At 72.3% G+C, this 20817-nt stretch carries 19 protein-coding genes; 9 read left to right on the forward strand and 10 right to left on the reverse strand.

Features of this window, described 5'->3' with window-relative positions:
- Positions 1–22: 22 nt before the first annotated feature.
- The 3 genes from WMF27_RS38890 to WMF27_RS38900 form a co-directional block, all read right to left on the reverse strand.
- Positions 23–1276, reverse strand: coding sequence for a c-type cytochrome (locus WMF27_RS38890; protein WP_437763847.1), 1254 nt, complete (start codon positions 1274–1276; stop codon positions 23–25).
- Positions 1273–2658: a DUF1501 domain-containing protein gene (locus WMF27_RS38895; protein ID WP_437763846.1), complete on the reverse strand. Its 1386-nt coding sequence runs from the start codon at positions 2656–2658 to the stop codon at positions 1273–1275. Before WMF27_RS38895 ends, WMF27_RS38890 begins: the two co-directional genes overlap by 4 nt.
- An 87-nt stretch (positions 2659–2745) precedes the next feature.
- The gene (locus tag WMF27_RS38900; RefSeq protein WP_437763845.1) at positions 2746–3123 is read right to left on the reverse strand and encodes a type II toxin-antitoxin system VapC family toxin; all 378 of its coding nucleotides are present in this window, start codon (positions 3121–3123) and stop codon (positions 2746–2748) included.
- Positions 3124–3759: 636 nt separating this feature from the next.
- Here WMF27_RS38900 and WMF27_RS38905 point away from each other — a divergent pair.
- The 3 genes from WMF27_RS38905 to WMF27_RS38915 all read left to right on the forward strand — a co-directional run bounded on the left by WMF27_RS38905 (position 3760) and on the right by WMF27_RS38915 (position 6201).
- Entirely contained in the window at positions 3760–4743 is a 984-nt protein-coding gene (locus tag WMF27_RS38905) for a hypothetical protein (RefSeq protein ID WP_437763844.1), read from the forward strand.
- 247 nt (positions 4744–4990) lie between these two features.
- A complete protein-coding gene (locus WMF27_RS38910) occupies positions 4991–5701 on the forward strand; it encodes a hypothetical protein (protein WP_437763843.1) in 711 nt (236 codons plus the stop codon).
- An 11-nt stretch (positions 5702–5712) separates the two neighbouring features.
- Positions 5713–6201 (forward strand): hypothetical protein, encoded by a 489-nt coding sequence (locus WMF27_RS38915; RefSeq protein WP_437763842.1) that lies wholly within the window; start codon positions 5713–5715, stop codon positions 6199–6201.
- A gap of 66 nt (positions 6202–6267) precedes the next feature.
- Here WMF27_RS38915 and WMF27_RS38920 read toward each other — a convergent pair whose 3' ends face one another.
- The 6 genes from WMF27_RS38920 to WMF27_RS38945 are packed head-to-tail and all read right to left on the reverse strand — an operon-like array spanning position 6268 to position 13856.
- The gene (locus WMF27_RS38920; RefSeq protein WP_437763841.1) at positions 6268–7002 is read right to left on the reverse strand and encodes a hypothetical protein; all 735 of its coding nucleotides are present in this window, start codon (positions 7000–7002) and stop codon (positions 6268–6270) included.
- Complete coding sequence (locus tag WMF27_RS38925; RefSeq protein WP_437763840.1) at positions 7002–9002, reverse strand: DUF1585 domain-containing protein; 2001 nt, start codon at positions 9000–9002, stop codon at positions 7002–7004. The genes WMF27_RS38920 and WMF27_RS38925 overlap by 1 nt, the downstream gene beginning before the upstream one ends.
- Positions 8999–10555, reverse strand: a complete 1557-nt coding sequence (locus WMF27_RS38930) for an ABC transporter ATP-binding protein (RefSeq protein ID WP_437943420.1) — start codon at positions 10553–10555, stop codon at positions 8999–9001. The genes WMF27_RS38925 and WMF27_RS38930 overlap by 4 nt, the downstream gene beginning before the upstream one ends.
- The gene (locus tag WMF27_RS38935) at positions 10552–11634 is read right to left on the reverse strand and encodes an ABC transporter permease (protein ID WP_437763838.1); all 1083 of its coding nucleotides are present in this window, start codon (positions 11632–11634) and stop codon (positions 10552–10554) included. Before WMF27_RS38935 ends, WMF27_RS38930 begins: the two co-directional genes overlap by 4 nt.
- A gap of 55 nt (positions 11635–11689) precedes the next feature.
- A complete protein-coding gene (locus tag WMF27_RS38940; RefSeq protein WP_437943421.1) occupies positions 11690–12805 on the reverse strand; it encodes an ABC transporter permease in 1116 nt (371 codons plus the stop codon).
- Between the two features lie 19 nt (positions 12806–12824).
- Positions 12825–13856, reverse strand: a complete 1032-nt coding sequence (locus WMF27_RS38945) for a BMP family lipoprotein (RefSeq protein ID WP_437943422.1) — start codon at positions 13854–13856, stop codon at positions 12825–12827.
- Between the two features lie 337 nt (positions 13857–14193).
- Between WMF27_RS38945 and WMF27_RS38950 the strand changes: the two genes are divergently transcribed.
- The 5 genes from WMF27_RS38950 (at position 14194) to WMF27_RS38970 (ending at position 18824) form a co-directional block, all read left to right on the forward strand.
- Positions 14194–14781, forward strand: coding sequence for a hypothetical protein (locus WMF27_RS38950; RefSeq protein WP_437763835.1), 588 nt, complete (start codon positions 14194–14196; stop codon positions 14779–14781).
- Between the two features lie 5 nt (positions 14782–14786).
- A complete protein-coding gene (locus WMF27_RS38955; RefSeq protein ID WP_437943423.1) occupies positions 14787–16082 on the forward strand; it encodes a c-type cytochrome in 1296 nt (431 codons plus the stop codon).
- Positions 16083–16280: 198 nt separating this feature from the next.
- A complete protein-coding gene (locus WMF27_RS38960) occupies positions 16281–17711 on the forward strand; it encodes a sensor histidine kinase (RefSeq protein WP_437944555.1) in 1431 nt (476 codons plus the stop codon).
- A gap of 14 nt (positions 17712–17725) precedes the next feature.
- Positions 17726–18100, forward strand: coding sequence for a response regulator (locus tag WMF27_RS38965; protein WP_437943424.1), 375 nt, complete (start codon positions 17726–17728; stop codon positions 18098–18100).
- A 103-nt stretch (positions 18101–18203) separates the two neighbouring features.
- Positions 18204–18824, forward strand: a complete 621-nt coding sequence (locus WMF27_RS38970) for a DUF1349 domain-containing protein (RefSeq protein WP_437763832.1) — start codon at positions 18204–18206, stop codon at positions 18822–18824.
- 159 nt (positions 18825–18983) lie between these two features.
- On the opposite strand, the gene WMF27_RS38975 is transcribed toward WMF27_RS38970, so the two are convergent.
- Positions 18984–19895: a LysR family transcriptional regulator gene (locus WMF27_RS38975; protein ID WP_437763831.1), complete on the reverse strand. Its 912-nt coding sequence runs from the start codon at positions 19893–19895 to the stop codon at positions 18984–18986.
- Between the two features lie 140 nt (positions 19896–20035).
- Here WMF27_RS38975 and WMF27_RS38980 point away from each other — a divergent pair, with 140 nt between their 5' ends.
- Positions 20036–20806, forward strand: a complete 771-nt coding sequence (locus WMF27_RS38980; RefSeq protein WP_437763830.1) for an SDR family NAD(P)-dependent oxidoreductase — start codon at positions 20036–20038, stop codon at positions 20804–20806.
- Positions 20807–20817 lie beyond the last annotated feature (11 nt).

The raw sequence follows: 20817 nt of genomic DNA on the forward strand, positions 1-20817 counted from the left end.
CGGCCACGGCGGCGAGCCCACATCACGGCCGCGCGGGCGGCCCCGCGCGCCCGACGAAGGCGCGGATCCGCGCGCGGTCGGCCTCCGACAGCGCGTATCCCGGGGGCGGCATATTCCGCTCGTCCACGACCCGGCGCGCGATGGCCTCGCGGAGCGAAGCCCACGCCGCGGGCGTGGAGAGGTCGACGCCGCCCTCGCCGCGCGGGAGGTGGCAGCGCGCGCACGCGCGGGCGAACACGGGCGCGATCTCGCCCCAGGCGGGCCCGTCGCCGTCCGCTGGGGCGAAGCGCCGGAGGGCGCCCGACGCGAGCAGCCACACGTCGCCGCTCGGCGAGCCGACGAGCCTGCCGGCCCGCGGGAGGCGCGCGCCGCGGGTCTCGCGCGCGCCGGCCTGCTCGAGCACGCCGAGCTCGTCGCCGTCGGCGAACCACGCGCGGTCGCCGGAGACGGCGAGCCCGTGGAGCGCGGCGCGCGCCCGGAAGCGGAGGCGCAGGACGCCGGCGCCGTCCTCCGCGTAGAGCGCGGCGGGCGTCGCCGCGAGCAGCGCGCCCGCGCCGGTCAGGGCGAGCAGCGGCGCGGCGCCGTCCGCCGGGAGCGGGTACGATCGCAGCGCCCTCGTGGCGACGTCGAGGGCGCCGAGCCCGTCGCCCCCGGCCGCGAAGGCCACGCGCCCGGCCCCCGCCGCGAGCGTCGCGAGCGGGCCCGTCGCGTAGCGCGTGACGGTGTCGCCGTCCGCCACCGCGATCTCGCGGTCCAGCGCGAAGGCGGCGCCGCCCTCGCCGAGGCCGATCGCGGACCGCACCGCGGCGCGCTCGAGGCCGTAGCGGTCGGAGACGACCTCGAAGGCCCCCTGGCCTGGCAGCCGCAGCAGCCGGCCCTCGGCGTCGACGCCGACGATCCACGTACCGTAGCCATCGGGCGCGGGCAGGACCGCGGCGCTCACCCAGCGGTGGGGCGCGCGCTCCACCCTCGCGAGGGCGCCGTTCACGAAGACGGCCGCGGCGCCGTCGTGGAACACCACGACGCGGCGCCCGTCGTCGGCGACCGCGCGCACCGGGCCGAGCGCCCCCGAGGACGGCCACGCGACCTCGCGCACGACGAGCGGCGGGAGGGGCGCCGCGGCCTGCGCCGCGCAGCCGGCGAGCGAGAGCGCAAGCGCCGACGACGAGAGCGCCAGCACCGACGACGAGAGCGCCAGCGCCGACGACGAGAGCGCAAGCGCCGACGACGAGAGCGCCAGCGCGGCGGCGGACGCCGCTCGGCGGAGGAGCGTCACGGCGACCGGAGCAGCTCCGGCACCACCTCGCCGTCGCGCAGGTGCTCGCGCGGGGAGATGCCGAAGGCGAACAGGAAGGTGGCGAGCAGGTCGGGCGGGGCGATCGGCCGCGGCCCGCCCCGGAACGTCTTCGCCGGGGCCGGCAGGAGCTGCTCCGGGTCGGTCTTGCCGAACGCGAAGCTCCCGCGGAAGCGCGGGGAGATCACCATGGCGGAGTTGTTGGGGTAGTGGTCGCGGCCCATCGCCGTGTTGAGCTGGGGCGTGCGGCAGAAGTCGCTCGTCACGAGGAGGTGGGTGTGATCCGAGAGCTTCTTGCCGGCCCGGGTCGGGTGCGGGGTCCTGTCGAGCGAGCCGAGGAGGGCGGCGATGAGGTCGAAGAGCTCCTGCTGGGTGGCCGCGTGCTGCCGGTAGGTGCTCGTGTGCGTGTCGAACCCGCTGCTCGAGAAGCTCACGCAGCGGACCACGTTCCGCCGCATGGCCTCGATCGCGAACGCGGCGTTGACGGCCGCTTGCCTTGCGAAGCGGGCCGCGTGGTTGAACTCCGGGTGCGCCTGGATGAGCTTGCCCCTGGAGAACACGTCCTGGAGGCCTGCGCTCAGCATCTTGCCCAGCCCTTCCGCCTGGATGGCGAAGCCGCGCAGGGCGTCGGTGTGGCTGGATCGCGCGGCGAGGGACCTGGCCTCCTCGGAGAGGAGCGCGGTCACCGCGGCGCGGTCCTCGTCGGTGTCGTAGTGGCGCGCGCGGGAGAGCGAGCGGCTGAGGGTGCCGATCTCCCCGACCATGAGCGGGACGGCGCGCCGATCGAGGCGATCGCCGACGAACGCCGAGGGGAACTGGACCGAGACGACGGGGAAGGTCTGGCTCGCGCCGAGCTCGCTCCCGCAGATCGCGTCGACGCTGGAGGCCACGGTGCGGCCGCCGCTGAGGTGCCGTCCCGTGGTCGAGAACGCCGTGCCGTCGGGGTGGCTCACGGTGTTCATCGCCAGGCCGTTGAGGATGCACAGCCGGTCGTGCATGTCCGCGAGGGCGCCGATGCCGGGGCCGAACACGAGGCTCGAGCCCCTGGGCGTCACCGGCGCGAAGGTCTTGGCGCCGCCGGCCGCGGGCGCGTCGACCCAGAGGCGGAGCCCCGCGGTGTCGGTGTTGTCGGTCGTCGCGGGGCTCACGAGGCCCCTGGCCTCGTTGCGAGGATCGGCCCAGAGCGTCACGTCCCAGCCGCCCGACGCGTGGATGAAGAGGAAGAACTCGTCCTCCGCGGCCTTGCCCTGCGCGGCGAGCGCGCGCGCCGGCAGGCCGAGGACGCCGGCGAGCGCCGCGCCCGCGGCGGCCTCGAGCAGCGCGCGGCGCGGGACGGCGAGGGGGCGGGGGGCGTGGCGAGGCATCGGGCGCGCTGCTCAGGATACCCTCCGCGGCCGCGCGCGCCCGCACGACCTTGCCGTCGAGCGCGGCCGCCATCGCGAGCACCGGCGCTACACGGACGAGCTCATCGGGGATCGGGTCGTGATGCCGCCTCGAGGCGGCGAGGCCGAGGTGCGCTCAATACCAGCTGCATGAAGAGCATCGGGGGTCTTCAGCCCGTGTAGCGCTCGAAGCGTGGTCGCGAGGTCGAAGACTTCCGGGGAGAGCGGCAAGAGTTCGAAGGCGGAGAGCATGCCCTCATACATCGCTCGCAGGCCGCTATCATTCAACCGAACGGGTTTCACGAGGCATTCCAGTCGAACAAGAGGCGATATGTACGCATCGCTCGATCCGAGCGAAAGCAGCGCGCGACCCGATGCACCCCTGTAGGGCTCCGCCCCCTCGACCCGATAGATGAGAACGCAAGAGTCCAGATAGATTCGACTCACGGTTCTCCCCAGCTGTCGCGCTCCGCGCTCAGCGCGGCATCAACTTGCTCCTTCGACAAGAGTCGCTCCGGGTTCTCTTCGCGCCACGCGTCGACGGCACGGCAAGCGGCCAGCCGCCCGCGTGCCTGCTGAGGGTGAAAACCAACGCGAGCCCGGGAGGGTGCACTCCCCGGAGCTGCTGGCCGCGCTCCCCGCTGGGCACGCTCCCCGGAGCTGCTGGGCAACTTTCCGGCGCTGCTGAGTACGCCCCGGCAGTGCTGGACGCGTTCCCGAGGCTGCTGGCGTGTCCTGCGGAGCTCCCCGGGCGGCTGGCAAAGCCGGAGATGTCCGTCAACCCAGCGGTAGAGCGCTGCGACCTCCTTCGCACCGTCCCGTCCAAGGGCCATCCTCCGCGCGGGTGCGATTTCGGAAGGATGAGACGGCCATCGATGCGGGTGGGATGAGAAATTTCGTCGCCGAGATGCAATGCAACGCCAGATGCCTCTCGGCATCGCTCACGTGCCGGGAGCGCTAGCCAGACACACACGGAGGATGGTAGAGAGCGAACGTGACGCTGGCGCGCGGTCACGTACGTTGGCGCGCCCGAGGTGGAGCGTGCGAGGTACTCGATCAGCATCCTGGCTTCCGTCGTGGGCAGTGTTGTTCCTCGTGCTGCTCGCGGCTGCTCCCGCGCGCGCGGAGGCGCCTCTGAAGCGCTCGCGAGCCGTCAAGGAGCTCATTCACGAGGCCGGGGCGGCGCTGGCTCGGCTCGACGTCGCGCGAGCCCGGGAGCTGTGGGGCGAGGTGTACGATATCGAGCGGTCCAACGTCGCTATGTGCAACATGGGGCAGCTCGACCTGCGGATGGGCCGCTGGGAGGAGGCCGTGGTGGAGCTCTCGCAATGCGTCGAGCACATGCCGGCCCCGCGCACGGAGGTGGAGCGGCGCCTGTATGACCACCGGCACGCCGACCTCGCCCGGGCCCGGCGCCGCGTGGGCGAGGTTGTCCTCGTGCCGCCGCCCGGCGTCGTGGGCATGTTCGTGAACGGCCGGGGGGTGAAGGACGGCAGCCGCGTCTACGTGAGGCCTGGCCAGCACGAGGTGATGGCCGTCGGGCAGGAGGGGCAGGTCGCGCGCGCGGGTGTGAAGGTGGAGGCGGGCGAGTCGAAGGAGGTGCCGCTCACGTTCGACAAGCCGGCACAAGCGCCGGAGGACCGCGCTCAACCGCCGAAACGGGCTTCCGGGCCTGGAGCGCCCGGGCCTGCGGCACCAAAAGGGCCCCCGCAGGGCGCAGGTCGGCCGGGGCCGGACCTCCGGATCGTCACGACGGGCGCGGTGGCCTCGGTCGGGTTCTTGGTGGCAGGCACCGTGTGCTTGCAGAGCGCGCAGGGGTACGGGCAGGAGGCGACGGCGGCTCGACATCATGCACGGGTGATGGGCGCGGTCGACCCCGCATTTCAACCCGACTACAACGAGATGATCGATGCTGCCGCGCACGAGAAGCTGATGCGTCTCCTGGGTACCAGCGCGTTGATCGCTGGGGCCGCAGCAGGCGCGGCCACCCTCGTGTACGTCTGGTTGCCGAACGACGCGCAGATTCGAGTGACGGCGCACGGCGCGGAGGTTCGCGTTCGATGGTGAGCGTCGGCGATGTCGCTTTGGACCGTCAGCGCGTGAGCATGGCGACGCTGGCACGGAGGCCTTTCTGATGCGGCGTCCGATGTTGCTGTTCGTCTCCGCGATAACGCTGCTCGCGTGCGAAGACGAGTGGTTTGTGCCGCTGCTGCCTCCGCCTGCCGATTCGGCTCCAGTGCTGTGGATGTGGGTAGGTGCGGAGGACGATGCGCCTCCCTGTATCGACGGCCAGCCGCCGAAGTGGGAAGGCTGGATGGTTGACGCGCCTGAAGGGCTGCCGGACACGTGCGATGCGTGCGAATGCGGTCCGGCGGCGTGCGGGCTGCCCTCCACGGTCATGGTGAACGCGATGACCTGCCCAGGCGGAAGCACCTCGATCGCGCTCGACGCCGGAGCGGGATGGGATGGGACGTGCGCTGCGCTCCCGTCGCCCGTCCAGCCGGACGATTTCGCGTCCGTCGTCTACGAGCCGCCGACACTCTCGCCGTGCACCCCCTCGGCGACATTCGAGCCGCCGCCCGTTCCTGCAAGGTTCGTCCGGGTGTGCGCCGGCAGCACGGCGCAGGACCCGCCGGGGTTCATCCCCTGCATGCAGGCCAGCAGCGAGGGGACCTGCAGGCGTGGCCTGACACGACACGAGTTCTTCGAACAGCTGATCGACAACCGCGCCTGCGCTCCGTGCGAGTGTGGTCCCCCAGCGGGGGGCAGGTGCGTCGCCGACGTCGGCTTGTATGGGGACAGCGCATGCAGCGAACGCATGGACGCGGGGCTCCCTGTCGGCCTCGGGGAGACGGCCTGCGCGGACGTCACCTCGCCCCTCCCGCTCAGCGCGATGCGCGCCACGCTCGTGGAGGAAGAGCCAGGCGCCTGCTCCCCGAGCGTCGCTGCCGTGCTTGGCACCCTGGAGCGACGCGAGCCGCACATCGTATGTTCCTATTCCGAGATCTGGTGGAACACCCCGTGAGGCGGATGACGATGTCCATGTCGAGCACGCGGCTCACGCTCCTGGCCGTGCTGTCGCTGCCAGCGATGGCGTGCGCCAACCATCCGGACATCGCGGGGAAGGCGGTCGTCGCCCTCGACGGTGAAACCCTGAGCTACGATACCGGCGATGATGGACGGAGGTTCGTGAAAACAGGGGAGAGGTGGTCGACGGGGTGCTACCTGAAAGACTCCTTGCCGGAGATGTCCCTGGACCGCGCGCGCGACGACGACCCGCCGATCAGCTCAATTGTATTGCTCGTCAAGCGCGAGGATGACGGCGGCGAGCCTCTACCGAATGTCACGATGCACGCAGGAGAGGATTTCTACGATGGCTTTTGCCACGTCGTGGCGACGATCGGCAGCGACCCGCGCGAGGTGGAGTTCTCGACGGGCGATTGCGAGCTGCAGCGGGCCCTCGACGGCCATCCCGCGCTGCTCGTCTCCGCTTTGTTTCACGTCAAGGAGTGCGAGGACGAGTAGGTGACGGCCGGCGCGGCCGGAGCCACGCGCGACGCCGGCCGCGCCGTGGGCCCGCTGATAGTACCCCTAATACAGATGGAACTCCGGGTGCCGGACGAGCCCGTAACAGACGGCCGCCCACCCCGCCTCCTCCGGCGAGAACCGCGATTTCGCCGCGCCCTTCGCGCGGTGCCGCGCGACCGTCCCCTCGTACAGCGCGAAGAACTTCCCCTGCCGATCCGGCGGCCCGAGCCGCGCCGGGTAGCTCAGGAACGTCCGGTGCAGCACGTCGAAGCGCGGGGCGAACGCCGCCTCGTCCGGGTCCTGCGCGGGCAGATCGAACGCGAAGATCAGCCGCCGCTCGATGGGGACGCGCTCCTTTGCCTTGAGATCGTGCTCCAGTGCGCGGTCGCAGAGCGCGATCCCGAGCCGCTCGAACGCCGCCAGCATGAGCGCGTTGGTCTGCGTGGCGCGCGGGAGATCCAGGCCGTGATCGGGGAGCCCGAGCGCCGCGAGGTAGTCGCCCCAGGTGTCGAACAGCGCCGCCTTGTCGCCCCCCCGCGCGCGGCGCTCGACCTCGGCGGGCGCGAGGCCGCCGAAGAGCCGGAGATAGGTCCTCAGGTACGCCTCGGCCGGGATGAGCCGCAGATCCTCCTTCGGAGCCCGGCTCTGCGCGACGCGCCCCGTCTCCCGGAGCGGCGCGGCAGGCCGCGGCGCGATCGCCTCCGGCGGGCCGCACGCGCCGGCCAGCGCGGCCACCGAGGCCGCGGCAGCGAGGGCGAACGCCCCCGTCCTGCCGGGCGCCCTCCCCCGGCCCTGCATCACCGCGCTCCCTCGCCGCGCGCCGCGCCGCCCCGCTCCCCCGCTCCGCCCTTCACCGCGCCGCCGCCCCGCGCCGCCCCGCCCCGCTCCAGCGCAGGCCGCACGTTGCTCGCGCGCGCATACGCCGGCGAGCGGACGATCGCCTCGACCAGCGGCCGCATCCGGTAGCCGCGCGACACGAACCGCTCGCGCAGCGCGCCGAGCAGCGCCTCGTCCTCCTCGCGCAGCGGCCGCCCCAGGAACGACTCGGTGACGCGCTCGACGGCGCACGACGCGAACTCCGGCAAACGCGTGATATCGGCCGCGGCGCCCGCCGGGCCGCGCTCGGCGTGATCCGCCGAGGCATAGGCGCCCCGCAGCACGCCGCGCTCCCGGCTCGAGAACACGGGGTCGTAGAAGCGCTCGCACGATTGCCCCGTCTTCCCCTCCGCGTTCAGCTTGCACACCGGGTTCTCGATCGGGAACCGCTCGGCGGGCAGATAGGTCCACGTCGTCTCCTCGACCCGCGTGAAATACGCCGCGAGCGGCTCCAGCGTCGCATGACAGCTCGAGCAGCCCGGCCGGACCATGAGATCGGGCTCCTCCGACGGCGGGAGCTCCGCGTGCTCGGCCGTGAAGCTCTTGCACAGGAACGCGCTGTAGAGCGCCGCCGCCCGCGCGCGCCGCGAGGAATACTTCGTGAGGAACACCGGCGTCGTGAGGATCCCCGCCGCGCGCGGCCCGCGATCGGGGATGAACGTCCAGGCCGAGACGTCGTGCGGCGCGACGACCGGCGGCACCGCGCCCGGCAAGAACAGGGGCGCCTCGTCCTCGCGCATCCCGAACGACGGGTGCAGCGAGCAGCACGCCGCGGGCGCGCTCGACCGGTAAAACTGCGCGAGCGGGCCGTTGATGAACGTAGAACGACCGGTGAGGATCTCCCGGAAATCACGATCCGCCGCGAAGACGTGATGGATGAGATGAATCGCCTCCTGCGACCACCAGAACTTGTTCCAGCCGGTGATCGTGTGCGGCGCGGAGCCGATGGGATCCTCGATGCCGAGCGGGGTACTCGCCGGCAGCGCGAAGGCGCGCGGATCCCTGCCCGCGCTGTCGGCGGGCAAGCAATGCTCGAGGCCGATGCCGCAGCCGCAGTCGACGCTCATCACGGGCGCGAGCGCGCTCCGGCACGAGATCGGCTCGCCCCGGTGCGCCTTCGCATAACGATCCTCGCGCACCGGCGGGCGCGCGCGGCCCGGCGGCGGCGGAGCTCCCTTCGGCGGCGGGGGGATGTCGCTCGCGTAGAGGTGGCCGACCTCGGCGGTCTGCGCCTCCTCCTTGCAGACCCGGACCTCGACGGTCGGCGTCTTGCCGTCCGGCTCGACAAGGAGCTGCGGCAGCGGGACATAGGCGCTGTCCGGGTCCTTCCACCCGTCGCCATAACGCTGCGTCGGGACGACGGAGAGGTAATCCCGGTAAAGCCAGTAGGGGCGCACGAGCGTCGTCCGCTCGTCGAGCAGCTTCTGGGAGATGCGGGCGGGCGTCCCCGTGACGGGCGCGTAGGCCGCCACCCGGAGCCCGCTCTCGGCGTCGGAGAAGCAGAACTCGCCGTCGATCACCGGGTTCAGGCGGCGCTGGTTGATGCGGTAATGGACGTAGAGCGGCTTGCCCTCCGGGCCGAGCACCTCCACCCGGCGGAGCGTCGTCGCGGACGGCGTGAACAGCCCCGCAGGGCCGAGCTCCAGCCGCAGGACATCCATGTAGATGCGCGTGAGCCGCTCGGCATACCCCGGGCCGTCGAGGTGGCGCTCTATCCAGGCGTCCAGATCGAAGCCCGGCGACTCGAGCTCGGCGAGCTCCTCGCGCGTCGGGAGCCGCCCCTTCAGGTCGAGGGAGAGCGCCCGGAAATACCGGTACTGCTCCAGCGTCGGCGCGGCGGCGGACGGCGGCGCGAACGAGGCCGCGGCCGCCGCCGCAAGCGGCCCCGCCACGGCCAGCGCGCGCAGCGCGCGCCCCCTCATGCGTCGACCTCCTCCGCGGCGGGCGGCGGGGCCTCCTCGCCGGGGAGCACCCCGGCCATCAGCATCCCGAGCTCCGTCCGCGATACCGCGCCCGCGCCCCGCGTCGCCACGATCTCGCCCCGGTACATGACCGCGATCCTGTCCGACAGCGCCAGGATCTCGTCGAGCTCCGCCGACACGAGCAGCACCGCCGCCCCCGCGTCGCGCGCCGCCACGATCTCGCGGTGGATGTGCTCGATCGACCCGACGTCCACGCCCCGGGTCGGCTGGCTGGCCACGAGCAGCTCCACGGGGCGGCTCATCTCCCGGGCGAGGATCACCTTCTGCTGGTTGCCGCCCGACAGCGCGGAGACGGGCGTCTCCGGCCCGGGCGCGCGGATGTCAAAGGTCTTTATCAACCGCCTCGCGTTCTCCTCGCGGGCGTCGTCGCGGAGCACGCCGCGCACGGCGAATGGAGCCTTGTAGTAAGTGCACAGCACGAGGTTGTCCGCGATCGCGTACGAGAGCACGAGCCCGTGGCGCTGGCGGTCCTCGGGCACGTGCGAGACGCCGCGCTCGATCAGGGCGCGGGGCAGCGCGCCGGTGACGTCGCGGCCCCGGAGGAGCACGCGCCCGGCGCGGGGCGGCGAGAGGCCGGTGATGGCCTCGCAGAGCTCGGTCTGGCCGTTGCCCTGCACGCCGGCGATCCCCAGGATCTCGCCGGCGCGCACCGAGAAGCTCACCTCGCGCACCACGTCGCCGCCGGATCCGCGGCGGCCCGCGACGCCGAGGCGCTGCACGTCGAGCACGACGTCCTTGGGGCTCGCCGGGGCCTTGCTCACCTGGAGCGCCACCTCGCGGCCCACCATCATCGCCGCCAGGCCGCGCTCGTCCGTCTCCGCCGGGATCGCGGCGCCCACCACGCGCCCCGCGCGCATGACCGTCACCCGGTCCGCGACCGCGAGCACCTCCCTGAGCTTGTGCGTGATGAACAGCACCGAGACCCCCCGCGCCGTCAGCCCCCGCAGCACGCGGAACAGCTCGTCCGCCTCCTGGGGCGTGAGCACGGCCGTGGGCTCGTCGAGGATCAGGATCTCCGCCTTCCGGTAAAGAGCCTTGAGGATCTCCACCCGCTGCTGCACGCCGACCGGGAGGTCCTCCACCCGGGCGTCGGGATCGACGTCCAGCCCGTGGCGCGCCGAGAGCTCGCGGACCTCGGCGCTCGCGCGCCGGCGGTCGAGCAGGGCGCCGCGCACGGGCTCCGCGCCGAGCACGATGTTCTCGGCGACCGTGAACACCGGGATCAGCATGAAATGCTGGTGCACCATGCCGATCCCGAGCGCGATCGCGTCGCTCGGCGAGCGCAGCGCGACCGGGCGCCCGCTCCGGAGGAGCGACCCCTCGTCGGGGCGCAAGAGCCCGTAGAGGATGTTCATCAGGGTCGATTTGCCGGCGCCGTTCTCCCCGAGCAGGGCGTGGATCTCGCCCTTTCGGAGGTCGAGATCGACCTTGTCGTTCGCCAGGACGCCGGAGAACCGCCTGGTGATCCCCCGGGCCTCGAGGACGGCCGTCACCGCCGCCCCTCCCGCTCGTACGGCAGGCCGTCGGCGGCCGGCGGCGTGGTCTTGCCGATGACGCCGGTCAGGAGCAGCAGCGTCAGCAGGTACGGCACCAGCCCGACGACCGACGATTGCTGCAGGAACGACCACGACGGCGGGATCTGGTCGCGGAAGAGCTGCAGGTTGATCTGGAACGCCTGCGCCGCGCCGAAGACGAGCGCCGCGGCCCACGAGCCGAACGGCGTCCAGTCGCCGAAGATCATCGCCGCGAGGGAGATGAAGCCGCGCCCGTTCGTCATCAGCGGCTCGAAGGACGGCACCGACTCCAGCGTGAAATACGCCCCGCCGAGCCCGGCGATCGCGCCGCCGATCACGACGTTCACGTAGCGCACGCGGGCCACGTCGATCCCGACCGTCGCGGCCGCGCGGGGGTGCTCGCCAACGGCCCGCGCGCGCAGGCCCCACCGCGTGCGGAAGAGCACGAGGTGCGTCAGCGCGACCAGCGCGACGGCGGCGACGGCGATGGGCTGCTGCTCGAACACGGGGCCCACGACCGGGATGTCCGCGAGCAGCGGGACGCCGAGGCGCGGAAGGACGCCCGGCGCGTGAGGCACCTGCCCGCCGAACACGCTGCCCGACCCGAAGAAGAGCTGGCGGTTGAAGAAGCCGGTGAGCCCCACGGCGAGCAAGTTGATCACCGTCCCCGCGAGGATCTGGTCCACCGAGAAGGTCACCGCAAGCGCCGCCAGCAGGAGCCCCAGCGCGGCGCCCGTGGCGACCGCGATCACGACGCCGATCAGCAGGCTCGGCAGCGGCGGGAGGCCCAGGATCGCGCTCGCGTAGATCGACCCGAACCAGCCCGAGAACGCCGCCGCGAGCATCATGCCCTCGATGCCGAGGTTGACGACCCCGGAGCGCTCGCAGAAGACGCCCGAGAGGGCGCCCAGGGTGAGCGGGGTGGCGACGGCGAGCGTCGTGGCCGCCATGCTGGCCACGATCGTCAGCGGCGGCACCTGCGACGCGCCGACCAGCGTCACGACGAGGACCAGCACGCCCACGACCACCGCGATGAATGCGTAGCGTCGATAGCCCATCTTCGTCCTTCCCTGCTCCCGTTCCCCGCTCCGGCTCCTCACCCGCGCCGGCGCGCTAACCGCCCCACCCGCGCGTGAGCACGAGCCGCTCGCGCTCGCCCCGGACGCGGTAGATGCGCCGGACCAGGGCGTCCGCCGCGACGAAGAGCAGGATCAGCGCCTGGATGACGGAGATCACGTCGATCGGCACCTGCGTCAGGTACTGCATCCGGGTCGCGCCGCTGCGCATCACGCTGAACAAGAGGGCCGCGAGCACCGTCCCGCCGGGGTGCGCCTTGCCGAGCAGGGCGATGGCGATCGCGTCGAAGCCGTATCCCTGCGAGAACCCGAGCTCGTGCCGGTGGTGCAGCGCGCTCACCTCGATGGCGCCGGCCAGCCCGGCGAGGGCGCCCGAGAGCGCCATGGTCGCGATCACGGTGCGGCTCACCCGCACGCCGGCGTAGCGCGCGGCGTCCGGGCTCTGCCCCGCCGTCCGGATCTCGAAGCCGAACGTCGTCCGCCGGAGCGCCCACCCGACGAGCGCCGCCGCGAGCAGGGCGAGCGGGAAGCCCCAGTGCAGCCGGAAGCCGTCCACGAGCGCGGGGACCCACGCGCTCTCGTCGATGAGCGGCGTCCGGGAGAGCACGTTGGACGCCTCGGGATCCTTCATCGGGCCGTTCAAGAGGAAGCTGACCGCGTTGAGGGCGACGTAGTTGAGCATGATCGTGCTGATCACCTCGTGTCCCCCGGCGCGCGCCTTGATCCAGCCGGGCACCGCGGCCCACAGCCCGCCCGCGAGCGCGCCGAGCAGCAGCGTCACGGGGACGTGCAGCGCCGCGGGCAGGCCGCCCACGAGCTGCGGCAGCCAGTGGCCCGCCCAGGCCGCGGAGAGCGCCCCGAGCGCGAGCTGCCCCTCCGCGCCGATGTTGAAGAGCCCGCCCTTGAGCGCCAGCGAGACCGACAGGCCGGCCAGGATGTACGGCGTCGCCCACACGAGCGTCTCGCTCACCGCCCGCGGCGACCCGAGCGCGCCCTCGAGCATGCCGGCGTAGGCCTCGAGCGGGTTGCCCCCGGCCACGGCGATGAGGACGCCGCCCAGGACCATCGCGGTGAACACCGAGAGGGCCGGCAGGAGCAGCGGCCGGAGGCGCCGGAGCAGCGGCGCGAAGCGCCGGATCAGCTTCTCTCGCATCCTCGGGGGCCCAGGGCGATCACGGCCCCTTGGCCGGCGGCACCGCCGTCTTGAGCGTCCCGTCGAGGAGCCCTTTCCGGAGCTCCTCCATCTTCGCCTTCACCTCGGCGGGGACCTTGGCGTCGAGATCGTGATACGGCGCATACCCTGACTTGCCCTGGAAGTTCCCCGACGGCAGCTTCCCCTCCTTGGCCGACTTGATGAGGTCGAAGGTGCCGTCGGAGATGAGCTTGACGGCGCTGGAGAGGAGGACCTTCTGGGCCTCGGGCACCGTGAAGTACTGGTCGGTGTCGACGCCGATGGCGTAAACGCCCTTCGTGGCCGCGCCGAGCAGCGCGCCGTTGCCCGTCTTGCCGCCGCCGCCGAAGACGATATCGACCCCCTTGTCGATCATCGAGACGGCGGTCGTCTTCCCCCACTCGGGATCGGTAAACGTCTTATCGAAGCCGACGTCGTTGTGGTAGACGACGCTGAGCTCGATGTCGGGCTTGACGTGGCGCGCCCCCGCGCGGAAGCCCTCACCGAAGCGCCACACGGGCGGGACGGCGTCGGTGGCGAGCACGGCGCCGATCTTCCCCGTCTTGGTCATCATCGCGGCCAGCGCGCCGACGAGGAAGCCGCCGTGGTCCTCGGGGAAGACCAGGCCCACGACGTTCGGCTTGTTCGCGATCTGGAACTGGTCGATGCCGATGAACTTGACGCCGCTGAACTGATCCGCCGCGGCGCGCGTCGCCTCCGTGAGCCCGAAGCCCGACGTGACGACCACGTCGTACCGCTCCTCGGCGAACGTCGCGATGTTCTTGGGGTAGTCCTTCGGATCCGTCGTCTCGATGTACTGCGTCGTGGCGCCGAGCTCCTTCTGCGCCCGCTGGATCGCCTCCCAGGCCGACTGGTTGAACGACTTGTCGTCGATCTTGCCCATGTCGGTGACGAGGCCCACGCAGAACACCTCGGGGCTCGCGCAGTCGGCCTTCTTGCTGCTGTTACACCCCGCGAGCGCGCTGGCGAGGGCCAGCAGGACCGCGATCGCGACGCGCCGCTTCTTCAACATGGCGGATCTCCTTGGAAGGCCCGCATTGGACACCGGGCCGCGCACCAAGGCAACCACCGCATCGCACCGGCGCACCTTTGATCACCCGGGCGCTCTCATCTGCGGAAGCGCGGCGCGCCTCCCCTCGAGATCGCGATCGGCGGAGCAACATTTTTTCCTCGAGCGTTGTCACAGTCGATCGGCAGCGCCCGATGAGCGACGGAGCGCGCCAGCGCAGCCTTCCCGAGGAGGTCCTTCCATGAATGGTCCCGCCGTTCGATTCACGCTTTTTTGTGCTCTCATCGCGTCCGCCCTCGTCCCTTCGGCGGACGCATCGGCCTGCGGTGGAGTCGAGATCATGCCCGCGATCGACCACCGCGTGATGGGGATCGCCCAGGCCGAACAAGCGCTTCACGACGGCCGGTTCACCGCGGCGGCGGGGAGCGTGATCCGGATGTTCCCCGAGATCCGGCGGATTTCCTATGACAAGGACCCGCTGATCAACCGGGCCTTCCGCGTCCTCGCGGTGGCCACCGCGCGCGCGGGCGGGGCGCTGCAGGTCGGACCGGAGCTGCCGCGCGAGCTGCTCGAGACGTGGGGCGGGGCGTCGGCCGAGGAGCGCAAGGGGAACATCGACTGGTCGGTCCGCGCGCTGCGCCGGCTGAACGAGCAGCGGAAGAACGATCCGGCGCTCCAGACGGACCTGGGCGAGGCGCTCGCCAGGGCGCCCGAGCACCGCGGCGAGGCGCTCAAGCTGCTCGGCGATCTGGCGGAGAAGGACCTCCTGACGAGCCCCGAGGCGTACGCGACGCTGGCGCGGCTGCGCGCGCTCTCGGGGGACAACGCGGGGCACGACGCCGCGGCCACCCGGTGCGAGATGATGGCGCAGAACAAGGCGCTCTGCCGGACGACCGGCGCGGTCGGCGCGGTCGGTCCGCAGAGCTGACGCCGATGCGCGCCCGTCCGCTGCTCGCCCTGCTCGCGGCGCTCGCCTCGGGCGCCGCGGGGTGCACCTCCGAGGACGCGCGGGGACCGGCCCCTGCCGCGGCGCCGCGCGCGAGCGACCAGGGCGCCGCTCCGGCCGCTCCGGCCGCCGTGGCCGCGGCGCCGGCCGGCGATCCGGCGCGCGGGGAGCGGCTCGTCGCGGAGCTCCAGTGCAACCGCTGCCACGACGGGACCGGGCAGGCGCCCGCGGCGCGCGACGCCCACTGCGTCCAGTGCCACCAGGACATCGCGGCGGGGCGGTTCCAGGCGCCGGCCGCGGCGATGAAGCGGTGGAACGAGAACCTCGTGCAGCTGCGCGACGTGCCGTCGCTCGCCGCCGCCGGCGACAGGCTGCGCCGCGACTGGATCCGCGCCTTCTTGCTGTCGCCGCACGACGTGCGCCCGCGCCTGCACGCGACGATGCCGTGGCTCGCGATCGGGCCCGAGCAGGCGAGCGATATCGCAGCGTACCTCACGCGCGATCGCCGCGATCGCCGCGAGGGGCGCGAACGTCCGAGCGCGCCGCTGGAGGGCGCGAGCGCCGCGCGGGGGCGCGAGCTCTACGAGGCCAAGGGGTGCGGGACGTGCCACGCCTTCTCCGGGGCGGCCGGGGTGACGGCGGTCGCGCCCGTGAAGGCGATGGAGAAGGAGACGCGGGCCGCGATCGCCCTGGCGCCGGATCTGAGGCACGCGCGCGACCGGATGGAGCCCGCCGATCTCGCCGCGTGGGTGCTCGACCCCGCGGCGATCAAGGCGGGCACACCGATGCCCCAGGTGCCGATGTCGCCCGCCGAGGCGCGGGACATCGCGGCCTTCGTCGTGACGGCGGAGCTGTCGCCGCGGGCGCCGGCGAGCGCGCCCGAGCGGCTGCCGCTGCTGACGCGGCGGGTGACCTACGCCGAGGTGGATCGCCGGGTGTTCCGCGTCACGTGCAGGCACTGCCACTCCGAGCCGGATTACGCGCTCGGCGACGGCGGGCCCGGGAACACGGGCGGCTTCGGGTTCAAGCCGCGCGGGCTGAACCTCGCCACGTACGAGGGGATCGCCGCGGGCTACGTCGACGATCAGGGCGAGCGGCGGAGCGTGTTCTCGCGCGGGCCCGACGGCGCCCCTCGCCTCGTCGCCGCGCTGCTGGCGCGGCAGGCGGAGGAGTCGGGCCGCGCGGCGCCGGCGGTGCGCGGGATGCCGCTCGGGCTGCCCGCGGTCGGGCCCGAGGAGATCCAGCTCGTCGAGAGCTGGATCGCCCAGGGGCGGCCTCAATAGCGAACGAGCGGGTGGGGGCGATCGCCAGGGTCGCTCCGGCCTTGTCGTGGTGCCCCCCTTGCTTCCACGGTGACACCGAGGAGGTGGCCGATGCCCCGGTGGTCTCAACGTGCTCAGCACGCGGGCTCGCCTCCGAGCGGCGGGGGCAACGGGCCTCCGGGGAGGATGTCCATAGGAAGGCGTCTTTCCTTGCTCGTGATGAGTCAGCTGATCCTGGCCGCCCTGGGCATCACGATGTCCATCGTCGCGCTCAAGCGGCTGGCTATCGAGACAGCCTATCTGCGTCACTATGTCTTCCAGCCGTTCGTCGTCATCAGCAGCGGCATCGAGTCCTCGAACGCCCTCTATGCCCTGCTCGCTCGCCCGCCGTCGGACGTCTCGGTGGAGGTCCGGGAGCCGATGGTGCGGCTCCGCTCCTTCATCGATCGGTACCAGCGCGAGTGGTTGACGGCGACCTCGACCCTACCGGAGGCCGTTCACCTCCGCGCCGCGCTCGCTCGGGCCGGTGCGCTCGTGCTCCTGGAGGAAGAGCGCGAGGCGGCGGACACCATCGCCGCTGTCGTGATGCACCTCGAGAGCACGACCGGGCTCAGGGGCCCAGCGCCCGCCGCGCCGCACGTGCGGCGCGCCGACGTGGAGCACCTCAGCGACGCCCTCGTCAAGCTGCACAAGATCAACCTGCGGTACATGGAGGTCGCTTACGACGCGTTCGACCGCATCCGGCGGCGCATCCTCCTCGTCTTCATGGCCGTCGGCCTCGGGGGCATCACGGCGGCGTCGCTCTTCGGCCTCGCGGTGCGCGGCGCGATCGCGCCGCGCATCCACCGGATGGTGACCGCCGTCCAGCGCTTCCGCGAGCGCGGCGTCTACGAGCCGCTCGGGGACCGGGGGGACGACGAGCTCGCCGTGCTCGCCCACACGCTGAACACGAGCTTCAAGGCCATCGCCGAGCGCGACAAGGATCGCGACCGGTTCCTCGCCGTCGCCGCGCACGAGCTGAAGACGCCGCTCACCACCATGAAGGGGTTCTCTCAGGTCGCGCTCGCCCACCGGAACGACGCGGCCATCCGCGAGCGCGCCCTCGCGATCATCGATCGCCAGGCGACGCGCCTCGGCCGCCTGGTCCAGGATCTCCTGTGGTCGGCGCGCATCTCCGGAGGCGAGCTCCCCTTCAAGCCCGAGGCGATCGACGTCGAGGAGCTCGCCCGCCGCGTGATCGGAGAGTTCGAGCTCGTGGCCAAGGATCACAGCATTCGCCTGGTGCCCGGGGGAGACGCGCACCTCCTGGGCGATCCGGAGCTCATCGAGCACGCGCTCTGGAGCCTGCTCGTCCAGGCCGTGTCCGTCGCGCTGGAGCGCGATCCGGTGCTCGTCACGATCGACGCCGGCGCCGCCGCGCGCGTGCTCATCACGATCGAGGTCCGGGGCGGGAAGGATCTCCCGGAGGACCTCGAAAAGCTGCTGGAGCCCTTCGCCGTCGTCGCGTTCGAGGGGCGGCGTGACGAGCCGCGCAGCACGGGCATCGGCCTCCACCTCGTCCAGGGGATCGCCCGGCTCCACGGCGCGAGGTTCTGGATCGAGCGGAGGCCCGGTGACCTCATGGTCTTTTCGCTGGAACTAAGGCGCTAGCTGGCAGAGGGAACATGCTGCGAAACCGCGTGCTGGTCATCGACGATGACCCCGATTTCCGGGAGCTCGTCGCCCTCAGCCTGAACGGGTGGGGGCTCCAGTGCCTCCAGGTCGCCGACTGCGCCGGGGCGCTCCCGCTCCTCGAGCGCGAGCGCGACGGGCTGCGGGCGGTGCTGTGCGACTACTTCATGCCGGGGCTCTCTCCCAGCGTTTGCGCGAAGGCGATCCTCGCGCGGGTCGATCCGGCGGTGCGCGTGGTGCTCGTGAGCGCGGCGGTGGACGTCTCGGCGCTGGCCGCGGAGCTCGGGCTCGCGCGGTTCCTCGCCAAACCCTTCGATCTCGACCAGCTCTACGACGCGGTGCTCGGCCCGCGCGAGCCCTCGGCGTGAGCGGCGCGGCCGATCGCAGCGGGGCGCCCCCGGACGCGGCGCGCCCCGTGGTAGCCTCCCGCCGCTCGCCCGCGCGCGGGTGCGGCGCTCGGAGGTCTGCGTCATGACAGGACAGCTTCTGGAAGAGGACTTTACCAACCCTGGAATCGACCCGCGGCTCACGTGGCGCAACCCGCCGGCGCGCTGGGCGGTGGAGCCGGAGAGGGGCGTGCTCGTCGTCGAGCCCGCCGCGAAGACGGACTACTGGCAGCGGACGCACTACGGCTTTCGCAACGACAACGGGCCTTTCCTCTTCACCCGCGCCGGCGGCGACTTCGTGATGACATGCCATGTGCGGTTCCGGCCGGCGCACCGGTACGACCAGGCAGGGCTCATGGTGCGGATCGCGGCGTCGTGCTGGCTGAAGACGTCGGTCGAGTTCGAGCCGGACGGCCCGAGCCGGCTCGGCGCGGTGGTGACGAACGCGGGCTACAGCGACTGGTCGACCCAGCCATTTCCCTCGGATCGCCGCGAGATCTGGCTGCGCGTCCGGCGGGAGGGCCCGGATTACCTCGTCGACAGCTCGGACGACGGCGCGGCATGGACCCAGATCCGCATGGCCCACCTGCACGAGGACGACGGCGCGCGCGAGGTGGAGTGCGGCCTCTATGCGTGCAGCCCGCTCGGCGAGGGCTTCGTGGCGGAGTTCGATCGGCTCCGGATCGCCCCGGGGCGCGTGGGTTAGAGCGGTTCCCGCCCGCCCCCGATACGAGCGTCGCAGAGCGGCGGTCACCCGCACAGGAGACGGGTCCAGATCGGCGTTTTCGGCGCGGAAGCGCACTCATGTGCGCTGAGCACCGAAAACGTCGAGATGGGCCCGTATCCGAAGCGGGTGACCGCCGCTCTAGCGGTCGAGCGCCTCGAGGTGCGGAGAGAGCACCTCGACGAGCCAGCTCATCACCGCGCGCACGCGGCGCGGCACGCTTCGACCGTGCGTGTGGAGGAGCGAGACGGGCATCGGCGCGCAGGTGAGGGAGGGCAAGACCTCGACGAGCTCGCCCGCGGTGATGCTGGGGAGCTTCCCGGCGCGCGGCGCCTGGATGATGCCGAGGCCCGCCAGGCACGCGGCGAAATAGGCGTCAGCGCTGTTGACCGTCACCACGCTGCGCATCGGCCGCTCGCGGTAGCCGCCGTCGTGGGGGTACTCGAACGACGGCGCGTCGGCGCCGAGCGTCGTCGAGTAATGCACGAGGAGGTGCCGATCGAGATCCTCGAGCCGGCGAGGCGTACCGTACTGGCGCAGGTAGGACGGGCTCGCGCAGTTCATCATGCGCAGGACGCCGAGCCTGCGGCCGACGAGCCCGTCGCCCCCCGGGGCGCCGACGCGCAGGACGCAGTCGAAGCCCTCGCGGAGCGGCTCGACGCGCCGATCGGTCGTGCTGAGGAGCACCTCGAGCTCGGGGTGGCGCGCGAGCAGCTCGGGCAGGCGCGGGATGATGACGTCGCGCGCGAAGTTCACCGGCAGATCGATCCGCACCCGCCCGCGCAGGCCCCGCGCGGCCTGGAACATCGCGCCGAGCTCGTCGGCCTCGAGCGCGAGGCGCCGCGCCCGCGGGAGGAGCTCCTCCCCGTCCGGCGTGAGGCGCACGACGCGCGTCGAGCGCTGGAGGAGCCGGGTGCCGAGCTCGGCCTCCAGGGCCTTCAGCCGCAGCGAGACGCGCGCCTTGGGCATGCCGAGGTGCTCGCCAGCGCGCGTGAAGCTGCCGAGCTCCGCCACCTTCACGAAGATCTTCAGCGATCCGACATCGACGGTCATTGTTTCGACTGGCGAAACAGTGTGTCGGGGCCCCGGGCCTTCCGCAACCGGGATCGGATCGCTATTCACAGTCGCAGGCGCGGCGCGCAGCCGCCACGGACAGCGGCGAGCAGCCGCGTCGCCATCGAAAGGACCCGACCATGAGCACATCCAAGCGCAGCCCCGTCGCCCTCGTCACCGGCGGGAGCCGCGGGCTGGGAAAGAGCATGGCGCTCCACCTCGCGGATCGCGGCGTGGACGTCATCATCACCTACCGCGGCGCCGCGGCCGAGGCGGCAGATGTGGTGAAGCAGATCGAGGCCAAGGGGAGGAAGGCGGCGGCCATCGCGCTCGATCTGGGGAGCACCCGCGGATTCGACGGGTTCGCCGCCGCGGTGAAGGCGGAGCTCGCCGGTCGCTTCGGGCGCGATCGCTTCGATTACCTGGTGAACAACGCCGGCATGGGCGGCCACGCGAGCTTCGCCGAGACGACCGAGGAGCAGTTCGACGCGCTCATGAACGTCCACTTCAAGGGCACGTTCTTCCTCACGCAGAAGCTCCTTCCGCTCATCGCGGACGGCGGGCGGATCCTCAATGTCTCGTCGGGGCTCACGCGGTTCAGCTTCCCGGGCTACGCCGCCTACGCCGCGATGAAGGGCGGGGTGGAGGTGCTCACCCGCTACCTGGCGAAGGAGCTCGGGCCGCGGAAGATCGCGGTGAACACGCTGGCGCCCGGCGCGATCGAGACCGACTTCGGGGGCGGCGTCGTGCGCGACAACGCCGAGCTGAACAAGATGATCGCCGCCCAGACCGCCCTCGGCCGGGTCGGCCTCCCCGACGACATCGGCGGCGCGGTCGCCGTGCTGCTCGCGCCCGAGGGCCAGTGGATCAACGGCCAGCGCATCGAGGCGTCGGGCGGCATGAATCTCTGAGGCGCTCCGAG

Source organism: Sorangium sp. So ce281 (assembly GCF_051527395.1).
GTDB classification, from domain to species: domain Bacteria; phylum Myxococcota_A; class Polyangia; order Polyangiales; family Polyangiaceae; genus Sorangium; species Sorangium cellulosum_B.

Excerpts from the sequence above, each read along its gene's own strand:
- WMF27_RS38920 (WP_437763841.1), bottom strand. The coding sequence starts at position 7,002 with ATGCAGGGCCGGGGGAGGGCGCCCGGCAGGACGGGGGCGTTCGCCCTC.
- WMF27_RS38915 (WP_437763842.1), top strand. The coding sequence starts at position 5,713 with ATGTCCATGTCGAGCACGCGGCTCACGCTCCTGGCCGTGCTGTCGCTG.
- WMF27_RS38895 (WP_437763846.1), bottom strand. The coding sequence starts at position 2,658 with ATGCCTCGCCACGCCCCCCGCCCCCTCGCCGTCCCGCGCCGCGCGCTG.
- WMF27_RS38955 (WP_437943423.1), top strand. The coding sequence starts at position 14,787 with ATGCGCGCCCGTCCGCTGCTCGCCCTGCTCGCGGCGCTCGCCTCGGGC.
- WMF27_RS38950 (WP_437763835.1), top strand. The coding sequence starts at position 14,194 with ATGCCCGCGATCGACCACCGCGTGATGGGGATCGCCCAGGCCGAACAA.
- WMF27_RS38925 (WP_437763840.1), bottom strand. The coding sequence starts at position 9,002 with ATGAGGGGGCGCGCGCTGCGCGCGCTGGCCGTGGCGGGGCCGCTTGCG.
- WMF27_RS38910 (WP_437763843.1), top strand. The coding sequence starts at position 4,991 with ATGGTTGACGCGCCTGAAGGGCTGCCGGACACGTGCGATGCGTGCGAA.
- WMF27_RS38940 (WP_437943421.1), bottom strand. The coding sequence starts at position 12,805 with ATGCGAGAGAAGCTGATCCGGCGCTTCGCGCCGCTGCTCCGGCGCCTC.
- WMF27_RS38975 (WP_437763831.1), bottom strand. The coding sequence starts at position 19,895 with ATGACCGTCGATGTCGGATCGCTGAAGATCTTCGTGAAGGTGGCGGAG.
- WMF27_RS38935 (WP_437763838.1), bottom strand. The coding sequence starts at position 11,634 with ATGGGCTATCGACGCTACGCATTCATCGCGGTGGTCGTGGGCGTGCTG.
- WMF27_RS38970 (WP_437763832.1), top strand. The coding sequence starts at position 18,204 with ATGACAGGACAGCTTCTGGAAGAGGACTTTACCAACCCTGGAATCGAC.
- WMF27_RS38945 (WP_437943422.1), bottom strand. The coding sequence starts at position 13,856 with ATGTTGAAGAAGCGGCGCGTCGCGATCGCGGTCCTGCTGGCCCTCGCC.
- WMF27_RS38960 (WP_437944555.1), top strand. The coding sequence starts at position 16,281 with ATGAGTCAGCTGATCCTGGCCGCCCTGGGCATCACGATGTCCATCGTC.
- WMF27_RS38980 (WP_437763830.1), top strand. The coding sequence starts at position 20,036 with ATGAGCACATCCAAGCGCAGCCCCGTCGCCCTCGTCACCGGCGGGAGC.
- WMF27_RS38965 (WP_437943424.1), top strand. The coding sequence starts at position 17,726 with ATGCTGCGAAACCGCGTGCTGGTCATCGACGATGACCCCGATTTCCGG.